Source organism: Xenorhabdus ehlersii, assembly GCF_003610465.1.
In the GTDB taxonomy this organism is placed as follows: domain Bacteria; phylum Pseudomonadota; class Gammaproteobacteria; order Enterobacterales; family Enterobacteriaceae; genus Xenorhabdus; species Xenorhabdus ehlersii.
On sequence record NZ_RAQI01000003.1, the window covers coordinates 221,403 to 234,518 of the forward strand.

Annotated in this window: 13 protein-coding genes and 1 other annotated feature; of the genes, 4 read left to right on the forward strand and 9 right to left on the reverse strand. The window is 42.0% G+C overall.

The window, feature by feature from the left end; translation table 11 throughout:
* Position 1: 1 nt before the first annotated feature.
* The 5 genes from hisH to hisG are packed head-to-tail and all read right to left on the reverse strand — an operon-like array spanning position 2 to position 5,071.
* Positions 2–592, reverse strand: coding sequence for an imidazole glycerol phosphate synthase subunit HisH (gene hisH, locus BDE27_RS11300; protein ID WP_099131947.1), 591 nt, complete (start codon positions 590–592; stop codon positions 2–4).
* Between the two features lie 24 nt (positions 593–616).
* Complete coding sequence (gene hisB, locus BDE27_RS11305; protein WP_099131948.1) at positions 617–1,699, reverse strand: bifunctional histidinol-phosphatase/imidazoleglycerol-phosphate dehydratase HisB; 1,083 nt, start codon at positions 1,697–1,699, stop codon at positions 617–619.
* Entirely contained in the window at positions 1,696–2,814 is a 1,119-nt protein-coding gene (gene hisC, locus BDE27_RS11310; RefSeq protein ID WP_099131949.1) for a histidinol-phosphate transaminase, read from the reverse strand. Before hisC ends, hisB begins: the two co-directional genes overlap by 4 nt.
* Before the next feature lie 41 nt (positions 2,815–2,855).
* The gene (hisD, locus tag BDE27_RS11315) at positions 2,856–4,169 is read right to left on the reverse strand and encodes a histidinol dehydrogenase (protein ID WP_167450589.1); all 1,314 of its coding nucleotides are present in this window, start codon (positions 4,167–4,169) and stop codon (positions 2,856–2,858) included.
* 2 nt (positions 4,170–4,171) lie between these two features.
* A complete protein-coding gene (gene hisG, locus BDE27_RS11320; RefSeq protein WP_099131951.1) occupies positions 4,172–5,071 on the reverse strand; it encodes an ATP phosphoribosyltransferase in 900 nt (299 codons plus the stop codon).
* 56 nt (positions 5,072–5,127) lie between these two features.
* Positions 5,128–5,250: a sequence feature (His leader region), on the reverse strand.
* A gap of 334 nt (positions 5,251–5,584) precedes the next feature.
* Here hisG and BDE27_RS11325 point away from each other — a divergent pair.
* Positions 5,585–6,424: an SDR family oxidoreductase gene (locus BDE27_RS11325; protein ID WP_167450605.1), complete on the forward strand. Its 840-nt coding sequence runs from the start codon at positions 5,585–5,587 to the stop codon at positions 6,422–6,424.
* Positions 6,425–6,443: 19 nt separating this feature from the next.
* Here the strand turns inward: BDE27_RS11325 and BDE27_RS11330 are convergent, their stop codons facing one another.
* Positions 6,444–7,064, reverse strand: coding sequence for a glutathione S-transferase family protein (locus BDE27_RS11330; protein WP_099131953.1), 621 nt, complete (start codon positions 7,062–7,064; stop codon positions 6,444–6,446).
* A 155-nt stretch (positions 7,065–7,219) separates the two neighbouring features.
* On the opposite strand from BDE27_RS11330, the gene BDE27_RS11335 reads away from it, so the two are divergent.
* Entirely contained in the window at positions 7,220–8,425 is a 1,206-nt protein-coding gene (locus tag BDE27_RS11335) for a serine hydrolase (RefSeq protein ID WP_167450590.1), read from the forward strand.
* A gap of 89 nt (positions 8,426–8,514) precedes the next feature.
* On the opposite strand, the gene BDE27_RS11340 is transcribed toward BDE27_RS11335, so the two are convergent.
* The 3 genes from BDE27_RS11340 to BDE27_RS11350 all read right to left on the reverse strand — a co-directional run bounded on the left by BDE27_RS11340 (position 8,515) and on the right by BDE27_RS11350 (position 11,999).
* The gene (locus BDE27_RS11340) at positions 8,515–9,822 is read right to left on the reverse strand and encodes an HAAAP family serine/threonine permease (RefSeq protein ID WP_099131955.1); all 1,308 of its coding nucleotides are present in this window, start codon (positions 9,820–9,822) and stop codon (positions 8,515–8,517) included.
* A gap of 829 nt (positions 9,823–10,651) precedes the next feature.
* The gene (gene ybjG / locus BDE27_RS11345; RefSeq protein WP_099131956.1) at positions 10,652–11,260 is read right to left on the reverse strand and encodes an undecaprenyl-diphosphate phosphatase; all 609 of its coding nucleotides are present in this window, start codon (positions 11,258–11,260) and stop codon (positions 10,652–10,654) included.
* A gap of 475 nt (positions 11,261–11,735) precedes the next feature.
* On the reverse strand, positions 11,736–11,999 hold the full coding sequence (locus tag BDE27_RS11350) for a GrxA family glutaredoxin (protein ID WP_047767481.1): 264 nt from the start codon (positions 11,997–11,999) through the stop codon (positions 11,736–11,738).
* 208 nt (positions 12,000–12,207) lie between these two features.
* Between BDE27_RS11350 and BDE27_RS11355 the strand changes: the two genes are divergently transcribed.
* The gene (locus tag BDE27_RS11355) at positions 12,208–12,519 is read left to right on the forward strand and encodes a YbjC family protein (RefSeq protein ID WP_099131957.1); all 312 of its coding nucleotides are present in this window, start codon (positions 12,208–12,210) and stop codon (positions 12,517–12,519) included.
* Between the two features lie 83 nt (positions 12,520–12,602).
* Positions 12,603–13,112 (forward strand): type III secretion system chaperone family protein, encoded by a 510-nt coding sequence (locus BDE27_RS11360; RefSeq protein WP_099131958.1) that lies wholly within the window; start codon positions 12,603–12,605, stop codon positions 13,110–13,112.
* The last annotated feature ends 4 nt before the right edge of the window (positions 13,113–13,116 follow it).

Consider the following 13,116-nt stretch of genomic DNA (forward strand, 5'->3'; position numbering starts at 1 on the left):
ATTACATCTCCAAAAAGTTTTTGAGTAGCTGTGCACCTGCTGCCCCTGAACGTTCAGGATGGAATTGCACTCCAAAGAAATTGTCTTTTGCAATGGCACTACTAAATGTATTGCCATATTCAGTTTGGGCAATTGTATATTCACCGACAGGCAGGGCATAACTGTGAACAAAATAGAAACGGGAGTTATCTGCAATATGGCGAAACAGTGGATTACCTGTCTGCGCGTGCACTTGATTCCAGCCCATATGTGGCAATGGCAGATCTGCGGTCATCATTTTTTTGACAGGCGCGTCAATGAGCTGCAATAGAGGGATGTTATCTCCTTCTTCACTGACACGGGCTAGTAATTGCATACCGAGACAGATACCTAATACGGGGTGGGTAAGAGAATTAATCAAGGGAATTAATTGCCGTTGTTCAAGTTGTGTCATCGCGGCAGTCGCCGTACCCACTCCCGGTAGAAAGAGTTTATCGGCTGCTTGAACAATATCCGCGTCTAAACTCACCGTTGGCTCATAACCTAAGCGACGGATGGCATAGGTAACAGAAGCGAGGTTAGCGCAGCCTGTATCGAGAATAACAACGTTCATCGTGGCTTCCTTTTATCGCCTTTCCTATAAAACACCTTTGGAACTCGGCAAAATATTGCCTTCTACGCGAATGGCTTGTCGCAAAGTTCGACCAAAGACTTTAAACAGGCTTTCTGCCCGATGGTGATCGTTCTTGCCTTTGGTTTTTAGGTGCAAAGTGCATCCCATGGTGTAAGAGAGGGAACGGAAAAAATGTTCGATCATTTCTGTACTCAAATCTCCAACCCGCTGGTGTTTAAATTCAGCTTTATATTCAAGATGTGGACGACCGGAAATATCCAGGGCACAGCGAGCAAGGCACTCATCCATTGGTAGCATAAAGCCAAATCTGGCAATGCCGCGTTTATTCCCCAATGCTTGCTTTAAAGCTTCTCCCAGTGCGAGACCGGTATCTTCAACCGTATGATGATCGTCAATATGGAGATCACCTTTGACTTGGATATTCATGCGGAAGCCGCCGTGAGTTGCGATTTGATCTAGCATGTGATCGAAAAAACCGACGCCTGTATTGATGCGACTTTCTCCTTCACGATCCAGCCAAATTTCAATATTGATAGCGGTTTCTTTGGTTTTTCTTTCAACATGAGCATGGCGATTTTTATGGGTCAATTTTTTGCCGATCAATTGTTCACAAATGGCCGACCATCCTAGTGATTCGGGTTGGTAGCGAATGCCCTTGATCCCCATGTTTTGGGCTAATTGCAGATCGGTTTCCCGATCACCGATGACATAACTGTTGGTAGTATCGATAACATTGTCTGCCAGATATTTTTGTACTAACCCAAGTTTGGGTTTACGGCAGTGGCAATTATCTTCTGGTTTGTGTGGGCAAATTAGCACCTCTTCAAAATGGATACCTTGTGAGGTAAAAATTTGCATCATCAAGGCATGGGGTGGCTCAAAATCTGCTTGTGGAAAACTGACCGTACCTAACCCGTCCTGATTAGTGATCATCACTAACTTATAATCGGCTTTTTGCAGGGCTAGTAAGGCAGGGATCACACCGATTTCAAAGGCCAATTTATCAAGGCGATCAACTTGATAATCACTGGGTGGCTCGGTGATCAATGTTCCATCGCGGTCAATAAAAAGCATTTTCTGGCTCATGGATTTTCAGTTTCCTTGATTTGTTGAGGTTGGTTGGCAAGCGCACTAATGGCACAAACTAACTGTTCACATTCATTCCGGTTGCCGATGGTAATGCGCAGGCAATTCGCTAATCCTGGTTGTTTACGCTGGTCGCGTAAGATGATCCCTTGTTCCCATAGCGTTTTGAATACAAGCTCTGCATTAGTAAATTTCACCAAAATATAGTTGGTTTCGCTTGGAAACACGTTTTCAACCAACGCTAAGTTACTGAGAGTTTGCTGGAGATAAGCCCTATTGTTGGCGATCTCTGCCACCCGATTTCTCATTATTTCAATACCTGCTTCAGTGAGTGCTTGTGCAGCGATATCAGCAACAGGCGTCGCCAGTGGATAAGGCGCAATCACTTTTAACATCAGTGCGATGATATCGGCAGAGGCCAGCGTAAATCCACAACGTAATCCAGCCAAAGCAAAAGCTTTCGAGAGAGTTCGCAAAATAACTAAGTGGGGATAGTCTTGCAGCCAACGGGTGGTAGCATGGGTAGTTGTGTGTTGTGGGCAAAATTCGATGTAGGCTTCGTCAATAGCAACGATGGCACGGTTACGGGCTAATTCAAGGATCTGGCGTAATATCTCAGGATCAATCAGGTTGCCTGTTGGATTGTTGGGACTACAGATATAGATCAGCTTGACGCGATCCAGATTACTTTTGATAGCGGCAATATCAGGTTGCCAGTCGGCGCTGGCAGGGATTTTTTTCTGCTCTACACCGAAGGTTTCGGCACTAACGCTGTACATGCCATAGGTTGGAGGGCAAAACAGTACAGCATCGCGCCCTGGCTCGCAAAAAACTCGAATGAGCAGTTCGATTGATTCATCTGCTCCACGGCTGACAAGAACTTGCTCCGGTTGCAGGCCAGCATAATTGGCATAACGTTGAATGACTGTTGTTGGTTGGCATTCAGGGTAGCGGTTGAGCGTATGTTCGGTAAGTTGGAAATTGGGTGCGATGGGGTATTCATTCGCATTTAACCAAATATTACCACGACCACCCAGACGGCGGGCAGACATATAAGGGACTAATTTGCGAACGTTTTCTCTTGCCAATGAATTGATATCAAAAACCGTACTCATGATTGTTCCTTAATTTTTATGGTTATCAGACCCCGTGGTTCTCAGTCTGCGTTATTCAAGGCTGTCATACGTAACGTAACAGCATTTTTGTGCGCAATAAGTTGTTCTGCCTGTGCCAGTGTTTCGATAGTGGGGGCGAGTTTTTGTAATCCTTGTGGAGTGAGCCGCTGGACGGTCATTCTTTTCAGGAAATCAGCCAGACCGAGGCTGGAATAGGTTGAAGTATAGCCGTAGGTAGGCAGAACGTGATTGGTGCCGGAAGCGTAATCTCCGGCGGATTCAGGTGACCAATCACCAAGAAAAATAGAACCGGCGCTAGTAATCTGCTCAAGTAATTGCTCAGGCTGACGAGTTTGAATGATCAAATGTTCTGGACCATATTGGTTGCTGATTGTCACGCACTGGTCGAGATCTTTAGCAATGATTATCCGGCTGGCTTGCAAAGCCTGGATTGCGATCTGCTGACGTGGCAAGGCTATAAGTTGGGTTTCAATTTCATGGATAACCTTTTTAGCTAAATTTTCATCAGGGGTTAGCAGTATCACTTGGGAATCAGGGCCGTGTTCTGCTTGTGAAAGCAGGTCTGCTGCCGTAAATACAGGATTGGCTCCGCTGTCAGCAATAACAAGAACTTCGGATGGGCCTGCGGGCATGTCGATCGCAGCTCCGTCAATCTGTTGGCTGACCTGACGTTTGGCTTCTGTTACCCACGCATTTCCGGGACCAAAAATTTTGTCTACTTTAGGAATGGATTCAGTTCCGAATGCCATTGCGGCAATCGCCTGGGCACCACCGATTTGAAATATTTCGCTGATCCCACACAGTTGCGCAGCATAGAGTATTTCATCGGCAATAGGGGGAGGAGAACACAAGATAACTTTACGGCAGCCTGCAATGTTGGCTGGTGTACCTAACATTAATACCGTTGACGGCAGGGGAGCTGAGCCACCGGGAATATAGAGTCCAACAGAATCTATTGGGCGCGTAACTTGTTGGCAGCGAACTCCTGGTAGTGTTTCGACGTCAACTTCTGCTGGTTTTTGTGCCTCATGGAATTGACGGATATTGTTCATAGCCTGTTGCATCGCCTGCTTGATTTTTGGAGTCAGGCGAGCGGTGGCTGTATCCACTTCATTGGCTGAGATTTGGATGGTTTCAACAGTTGTTTTGTCGAAGCGTTGGCTGAACTCTTGTAATGCCTGGTCGCCCCGTGTTTTTACTGTTGCCAGAATCTGTTTCACTGTGACGGCAATATCGTCTGATGCGGCAATAGCCGGACGGGTCAGCAATATTTTTTGTTGTTCTGGCGTACATGATTGCCAGCGAATGATGGTTTTAAAATTAGTGTTCATCAAGGTTACTCCATCATTTTTTCAATTGGCAGAACCAAAATAGAACTGGCACCTAATGCCTTAAGTTTCTCCATCGTTTCCCAGAAAAGGGTTTCACTACTGACCATATGCATGGCTACACGATTTTGTGCTCCTGCCAGTGGTAAGATAGTGGGGCGTTCTGCGCCTGGTAGCAGGGATATAATCTCTTCCAATTTGTCGCTAGGAGCATGAAGCATGATGTATTTGGATTCGCGTGCCTGAATGACGCCTTGGATGCGGAGCATCAATTTGTCAATAAGCTGTTGTTTGGCTTCTGGCATCTCTCCATCACGCTGGATCAAACAGGCTTTTGAGCGATAAATAACTTCTACTTCCCGCAAGCCATTGGCTTCCAACGTGGCACCGGTGGAAACTAAATCGCAGATAGCGTCTGCAAGCCCTGCACGGGGGGCAACTTCGACTGAACCATTGAGAAGACAAGATTTGAAGAGAATGCCTTTTTGGTCTAAATAACGTTTCAATAAGTGCGGGTAAGAGGTTGCGATACGGGCATCTTGCAGGCATTCCACGTTGGTATAATTGCAATCAAAAGGCATTGCCAGGGAAAGCCGACAGTCGCCAAAATCGAGGCGGCGCAATGTCAGATAGCGAGGCTCTTCTCCTTGTGCCTGGCGAGTGAGTAGCTCTTCTTCAAGTACGTTTTCCCCAATAATGCCCAGATCGACAACTCCATCCATCACCAGACCCGGAATATCATCATCGCGGACACGCAGAATGTCGATAGGCATATTTTCAGCGAATGCGATCAGGCGTTGTTGCTGTAAGTTAATTTTGATGCCGCAACTCGCCAGTAAAGTTCTGGAGTCATCACTCAAACGGCCTGATTTTTGAATGGCTATACGTAAGCGTGTTTTATCTAGCATGTTATGTTTTGTCCTATCTCAAGATTTAGTCAGTAATTAATTCGCAGAAATCAGACATAAAAAAACCCTCGGAAGATCTTCCGAGGGTTTTTTATCGTATTCATTCCACCGGAAGACGGGTTAAATGTCTTCCAGCACACAGCAGCCTGAAAGACTAGTCAGGATGATGGTGGTGGTGGTTAAATTGAATACGGTTCATATATACGAGTTCTCTATTTTTTCTACAAAGTAGTTTTCTATAAAAGGTTTTATATAAGAAATGTGCTGTACTAAATAAATAATGGCTGTATGTAACGCTATGTTTATGATTAAGGATCGGTTGCTTGTTGTTTAACCTATACGATCTTGTGTATAAAAAGCAAACTTTTTTTTAAAGAAGATGTTTTTTTGTATTAACATGTTGTTTTTAATATTAAATGTGTTTAGTTGCTATTAGACAAATAGGTGAGTAATGTTAGCTGTGGTCACATAATGGCCTAAGAATCAAAATAGTATCGCTTTTAGGAGGGGATGGTGAGAAAAGTTTCCATTATTGGATTAGGTTGGTTAGGAATGCCATTGGCACAAGCACTACAAAGCGAGGGAATGCAGGTCGTTGGTAGTAAAACAACACCAGATGGTGTTGAAGCGGCTTGTATGTGTGGACTAGATTGTTACCAACTAAATTTGGAGCCTCAGATTGTTTGCGATGCAGATGATCTTAATCAACTGATGTCTGTTGATGTGCTGATTTTGACATTGCCTGTTAGTGGTGTTGCTGGTGGTGGGAAGGAATATGTAAAAGCAGTACAACTGGTTGTTGATACTGCACTTTCGTATTCGGTTCCACGGATTATTTTCACCAGTTCTACTTCAGTTTATGGTTCATCTGTTGGTTATCTCAATGAAGATGAGTCCGTGTGCCCCGAAACTGAGTCAGCCAAGGCCCTGGTTGAGTTGGAAAACTGGCTGCATCAATTACCTAATACATCGGTCGATATCTTACGTCTGGCCGGATTGGTAGGCAATGGGCGTCATGCAGGGCGTTTTCTCGCTGGAAAGAAGGCACTCAGCGGAGGAGAAAGTGCGGTCAATTTGGTACATCAAGACGATACCATTTCTGCTATTAAGCTTCTTATTCAACAACCGGAAGGTGGACATCTTTTTAATTTGTGTGCACCAATACACCCGAAAAGAGCAGAGTTTTATCAGTCAGCCAGTCGCCAGCTCGATCTGACGCCGCCAGAATTTTTACAGTCAGAAAGTGCAGAAATCGAAAGTAAGGTAGAGAAAATCGTTGATGGTAGCCGCATCTGTCGGGAACTAGAGTTTGAGTATCAGTTCCCAGATCCCGGCAGAATGCCAATGAGTTAATGAAATGCCAGGTAAAATCTCAGCTTATTTCTATCATAACAATCTTTCTGAAAGCGGGTCTTTCGGTCAGCAATTGATACCAACGCTCTAAATTTGGCAGAGACGGGCGCTCTATTTCTACGTTTAACCATAAGTAGGCCAGTGGTGCCAGGGCAATATCAGCCATACCAAATTTGTCACCGGAAAGGTACTGTTGATTGTTTAGGGTGTCATTGACAATTTTCAGTAATTTTTCAATCTCGACTAAAGCTTGGGCGATGATCTTAGGGTCACGTTGATCTACTGGTGTTCTGATAAAGCTAATCATAAATTGTTTAATAGGAGGGAAGAGGTTGCAGCCTACCCAGTCCATCCACTTCTCAACACTGGCTCTTTCTTGAAGATCGGCTGGGTAAAGACTGTCTTTGCCAAATTTTGCAGCAATGTAACGAACAATTGCATTGGATTCCCATAAGATAAAATCGTCTTCTTGTAAACAAGGAATAACTGCATTGGGGTTCATACGCAGGTATTCAGGATCGTTGAGTTTGCCAAATTTTCCACCAACATCCATTTGTTGATATGGCACATTTAGCTCTTCCAGACACCAAAGCACTTTTTTCACGTTTGATGAATTTTTACGGCCCCAAATTGTCAACATTATTTTCTCCTTAATATCAGTACATTTTTAACAATTGATAATATGACAATAAAACCCGTTGAATAACAGAAAAATCTTTACGTTATTGGGTTGGAGTCTTCTTTCATAACATCCTATATTAATAGAGTTTTAGTAGAGAAAAAGGGTGAGCGATAATGAAAAAAAGACAGCAGATACCGATAATTAAATCTTTTACTTTTGGCTTGGGTGTTTTTTGGTTGACGAATATCAGTGTATATGCAATGGAACAGCCCGTAGCGCCTGAAATTGATGCAAAAGCCTATGTGTTGATAGATTATGCCAGTGGAAAAATCCTGGCCTCAAATAACGCGGATGAGCGGTTAGATCCTGCCAGCTTGACGAAGATAATGACCAGCTATGTCGTAGGACAAGCGATCAAGTCAGGGAAAATTTCTACAGAAGATATGGTAACGGTTGGCAAAGATGCCTGGGCTACAGGGAATCCAATACTTAAGGGATCTTCGCTAATGTTTTTGAAACCGGGTGACAGGGTTAAGGTGATTGATCTGAACCGCGGTGTTGTTATCCAATCCGGTAATGACGCCAGTATTGCACTTGCAGATTATGTTGCAGGCAGTCAGGACGCTTTCGTTGATTTGATGAATAAGTACTCAGAAACACTAAAATTGACAAACACTCATTTCAAGACAGTGCATGGTTTGGATGCAGCAGGGCAATATAGTACTGCCTATGATATGGCGCTTTTAAGTCAGGCCATGATCCGTGATGTGCCGGAAGAGTACGCCCTGAATAAAGAAAAAGTGTTCACTTTTAACAATATCCGCCAGCCTAATCGCAATCGTCTGTTGTGGAATAAGAACATGAATGTGGATGGTATCAAAACCGGACACACCAGCGGCGCTGGCTATAATCTTGTTGCATCGGCAACTGAAGGACCAATGCGTTTGATTTCAGTAGTATTGGGTGCACCTAGTGATCGCGTACGTTTTTCTGACAGTGAAAAACTTTTGTCATGGGGATTTCGTTTTTATGAATCGGCGACACCGTTGAAGGCCAGTGATACTTTGGTGACGGAGAAAGTATGGTATGGGACTCGTCCAGAAGTCGCGTTGGGAGTGAAGAAAGATGCTTCCGTGGTAGTTCCCCGTGGGCAAGTAGGGAATTTGAAAGCGAGCTTTACTCTGGATAATACCTCGCTTGAGGCACCATTAGCTCATAACCAAGTGGTAGGTACGGTGAACTTTCTGCTGAATGATAAGATTATTGACCAGCGTCCACTGGTTGTTAAAGAAGCGGTGGAAGAAAGCGGTTTCTTTGGACGTATGTGGGATTTCGTTGTAAAAACGGTCAGTGGTTGGTTTAATTCGATCTTCGGTTAACATCTAGATGAAAAAAACGCCAGTCGATCTTTTGATGACTGGCATTCTTTGAAATGCTACCAACGAAGAAAGCAGCTCATGGATTTTGATTACATGACTGAGTAAATTGCTGCTGAAATAGCAATTGAACCGGTCACAATGACAAAAATATTGCTTGGTTTACCTGCATATTTGCGCATAGCTGGAACTTTTTTGATTGCATACATTGGCATGATAAACAGGATCATCGCAATAATTGGCCCACCTAATGATTCGATGATGTTCAGGATGCTTGGGTTAAGTGTCGCGACGAGCCAGGCACTGACCAGCATAAAGAGGCTAGTGATACGATTCAGCGTTTTGTGCTGAACAGTCTTGCCACGCGTGTTCATCATTGCTTTGTTCACAATGCCGTTAAAGCCTTCGCGGGCGCCCAGATAGTGACCGAGGAAAGACTTGGTTATAGCAATAAAAGCGATAAATGGCGCAATATACTCAATAGTTGGTACACGGAAGTGGTTAGCCAGGTAGGACAGAATAGTGATGTTCTGTGCTTTTGCTTCTGCCAAATTTTCCGGTGACAAGCTCAGTACGCAACTGAAAACAAAGAACATGACTGTCAGTACCATCATGATATGGGCATAGGCCAGAATGCGTGAACATTTTTTCTCTGCATGCTCACCATATTCTTCACGTTTTGCAACTGCGAATGCTGAGATGATGGGGGAATGGTTAAAAGAGAAAACCATAACAGGGATTGCCAGCCACAAGGTAAATAGCAAGCCGTTATTGCTTGTGACAGACATGATACTGTCCTGTGACAGGCTATCGAAAATGGTAGTGTTCCAGTGAGGAATTAAGTACAAGGCCAACAGCATCAAAACGGTGACGAATGGGAATACCAATACACTCATAGCCTTAACGATGGCTTTCTCGCCGAAACGGATGATGCTCATCACACCCAGAAGCAATACCAATGCCAGCAATGCACGTGGTGGAGCATCTATCTGTAGCTGATTTACAAGAAAGCTCTCTACTGTGTTGGTCAGTGCAACACTGTATACGAGCAGAATAGGGTAAATAGCAAAAAAATAGAGGACGGTGATCAGAAAGCCAGCCACTTTACCAAAATGTTCTTCTACCACGCCGGTGATATCATCACCACTGCTTTTACCAGATAAAACAAAACGGCACATTCCACGATGTGCAAAAAATGTCATGGGAAGGGCAAGAATTGCCATGATAATGAGTGGAATTAAACCACCAATACCTGCATTGATGGGAAGAAACAAAACGCCGGCACCAATCGCTGTGCCATATAATCCCAGCATCCATACTGTGTCTGATTTACGCCAGGTAGTGTGATTGCTTTTGCTGGAAGCAGAGGATGCTATCGAACCTGCTTGAGATGTGTCCATAAGTATCTCCGAAATAACGCGGTAAAGTAAAATTTAAAAACTACTAAACCCGCACATTAATTAAATGTGCGAGTTGGATTTTATATGAATAATAAGTTGTCAGATATTGCGTTGGTGTTTATCTAAACGTTTTTATTACTACATCCAAAAAACTTAACCCCAGACTTTTGGTAGGGGAAATATAGTTATTTTCAGTGAAATGTACCGTGATCACTCTCGCAATTGCAAGATTTATATAGAAAAGGAAAATTGTTAAAAATATTCATGGAAATGTTGATTAAATATTAAGTAAAATAAAATGCAAATTTTGTTAAAGAATGTATCATTATTTTTATTTTAAATTCTAATATTTATCCGGTTTATTGCTTAACTATATTCACATGTTAATGATATTTTCTTGTTTGATGTTTGAATAACCTGAAATTGAATTATAAATGCCAATATTCTTATCTTGATATATCTCTATTTGTAATATTTTTCCATTAATCCACTGATAAATAAGAAAAAATTTCCTTCATTGTATATGGTATTCATTTTTTAAATGAAAAAGTGTTTAGTATTGATTATGCTTTAATAAGCGTTTTAAGGATAATCAATTGTTGTGTGTGAAATTTGTTCTTTAACTCTGTGTTTATGAAGTAATAGTAATCATTTTATAGTTATATATTGTTAAATATAACGAAGGATTTTATTCTGATATTTAAAGCTACTATGAAGAGTAGAATAAATGTTAAAAAATTTCTTGAACAAAATAATACCATGCTTTTTTTATGGATATCAGTCACACCAGCCATATAGAGATATATGACCAGTGCATATTCACATTTGATTAATTTTTTACCCACCCTTTTTTGATAAAAAATGCACAGCAAAATTGATAGAGTCGGGTAAGTTTGCTTTGTAAATACTCTCCGTATTGGCTCCAAAATATTTGGGAAAAAGCACATCCTAACAGGCTGACTAAAAATGCCCCAATCATGTCGATTGGCCAGTGAACGCCCACATAGACACGAGACCAGGCAATGGCACAGGCGATGACCATCAGAGATAAGCCTGACCAAACGCGGTGCCAAAATATAAATGCCAGAGCAAAAGTAAAGACGGCTGTGCCGTGGTTGCTGGGAAAAGATTCTGTAGGAGCATGGTAGAGAAAATTATAGCCAAAACCTTCGACAAATGGCCGGGCATGTGGAACGGTTACCCCGATGATATAGGAGGTCGCAATGCCAAAGGCAAAAGCAATGCAAGATTTACTGACAACGATGCGTTGAGATGTGATGGCTCTTTCTTTCCCCCAAAGCCAGCAAATGACCAATGTGATGGGATAAATAAATACGCAATATTTCGCTATAAAGATGGCAAGCGAGATCATTGCTGGTGGTGAATCTGGGGTTGCATTGATAAAAGTAAACAAATTGTGGTTAAGTTGTTCTAGCAAAGTCAGCCTCACAAGCGAGATATTTACGTAAACAGGGTGATTTTATTTTATCAACTCATTGTTAACAATAATAATTTTACATAAAAAAGCGAATTACATTGATTCATGATTTTATTTAATGTTTGTTGATGTTGCATGAGTAAATAATATAGGGATTGCAATAATAATGAAAGATAATCGCTATCTTGCAAGTCACTCGTAACTAACAAAAAACCCGATAGTCTTTAACCAAAGTGGATGACTATCGGGCTCCTCAATATGGGGACATCAAAGAAAAGCAGTGGCAATAATTAAGACTGCATTATGATGTGAAAGTTCTCATCCTTAGAGAAAAAAATCGCAAAATTTTTTCAAGAAGGTGGAATTTTTCGAATGGCAATATGGTTAAGGCACCCGCTATCCAGTAGAAGGACGGTTTCTGGCTGGATAGCGGCTTTTTTTGACGACTGTTTTTATAACTAATTATTGGGTTCGATTATTGGTACAGTTCCAGATTGTCTTTAGCATAAGCTTCAAAATCTGTACAGCCACCGATATGTTTCTCGTCAATGAAGATCTGGGGAACAGTCTCAACAGGTTTGCCCACCGTTTTTGATAAGTCGTTTTTGGTGATGTTTTCAGCCCAGATATCGACATAGCGATAATCAAAGTCGTCGCGCACTTTTTTTAGTTTTTCAGCGAGTTCTTTGGCGCGAACGCAGTAAGGACAACCAGGGCGGCCAAAAATGACAGTGTACATACAAACTCCTTAGTGGTAATGATCATGAACTTCATAGAATGTCATCTGGAGTTACTATGCCTGTAAGTATTAACAAAAAAAAGCAGGAATTGCCTTTTGTTGTAATTAGTCCTGCCAATAAGCGGGATTCAGGTATGATAGACTTACCCAGTAACAGAAATCTGTTAAGTAATGGAAATTCTATTTTTAGGCTGGAACAGGTCAAAAAATGAAAATGAACCCATCAAAAGAGATGCACTCATTGGCTGATATGCCTAAACTAATTATTTTATTGGAAATGTTGGGTGTGGGGCTGCTGGTTCTGGCTTACTTGTCAATAACTGATAGCATAATTCTATCACCTTCACTAATGACGACAGAAGCACACATTGCTATGATTTTATTGGGTATCGGTTGCTTGATACCTGCAGCTATCCATATTATCTGGCGTGCAGTCTATAATCTTTCCTTTTTGGGAATTGATCATGAGAAAGCAGATAAAAACCATCAGATTGTCACTGATGATGAAAAAACAAAATAGATTAATTATTGTACATGCGGCTGCTTGCTGGGAAGTCCCCTTAGGTAGCATGTGTAACTTCTCGGTCATATGAGGTTAATTCGATGGATTCTATGGTTATTCCCGATTTGTCAATTTTGTGCACGTGGCTTGAACAGCTCAAGATCTCTTATTTTGAGAATGATTCAGGCACAGTTTTGCATTTGCCTCATATGCAGAATATTGATGGCTTGTTTGATGCCAAGATCGATCTGTTGGGTGATGTAGTATTGCTTTCTGCTTTGGCCGAAGTCAGGCCAACTGCGATAATTCCATTGGTTGCTAATTTGAGTCAGATTAATGCTTGTTCTCTTACTGTGAAGGCATTTATCGATGTTCAGGATGAAAACTTGCCTAAGTTGATTGTTTGCCAGGCTTTTTCCATTGCTGCTGGAATGACTTTCAGACAATTCTCCAATTTTATGCAGCAGGGTGAAGAACAAATTGCGAATGTGATTTTTGAAATTCACAGCAATAATCTTCTCTATGTCAATAATGATATGGAAAGTGAGATGGAAGTTGAAGATGAAGAATCCTTAACTTCAACGAAAACATCAACATTTACTTTGCACTAATATT

Coding starts and splice junctions, on each gene's coding strand:
- hisB (WP_099131948.1), bottom strand. CDS start 1,699: ATGAGCCAGAAAATGCTTTTTATTGACCGCGATGGAACATTGATCACC.
- BDE27_RS11330 (WP_099131953.1), bottom strand. CDS start 7,064: ATGTTGACAATTTGGGGCCGTAAAAATTCATCAAACGTGAAAAAAGTG.
- BDE27_RS11355 (WP_099131957.1), top strand. CDS start 12,208: ATGAAAATGAACCCATCAAAAGAGATGCACTCATTGGCTGATATGCCT.
- BDE27_RS11350 (WP_047767481.1), bottom strand. CDS start 11,999: ATGTACACTGTCATTTTTGGCCGCCCTGGTTGTCCTTACTGCGTTCGC.
- BDE27_RS11360 (WP_099131958.1), top strand. CDS start 12,603: ATGGATTCTATGGTTATTCCCGATTTGTCAATTTTGTGCACGTGGCTT.
- BDE27_RS11335 (WP_167450590.1), top strand. CDS start 7,220: ATGAAAAAAAGACAGCAGATACCGATAATTAAATCTTTTACTTTTGGC.
- hisG (WP_099131951.1), bottom strand. CDS start 5,071: ATGCTAGATAAAACACGCTTACGTATAGCCATTCAAAAATCAGGCCGT.
- hisC (WP_099131949.1), bottom strand. CDS start 2,814: ATGAGTACGGTTTTTGATATCAATTCATTGGCAAGAGAAAACGTTCGC.
- hisH (WP_099131947.1), bottom strand. CDS start 592: ATGAACGTTGTTATTCTCGATACAGGCTGCGCTAACCTCGCTTCTGTT.
- BDE27_RS11340 (WP_099131955.1), bottom strand. CDS start 9,822: ATGGACACATCTCAAGCAGGTTCGATAGCATCCTCTGCTTCCAGCAAA.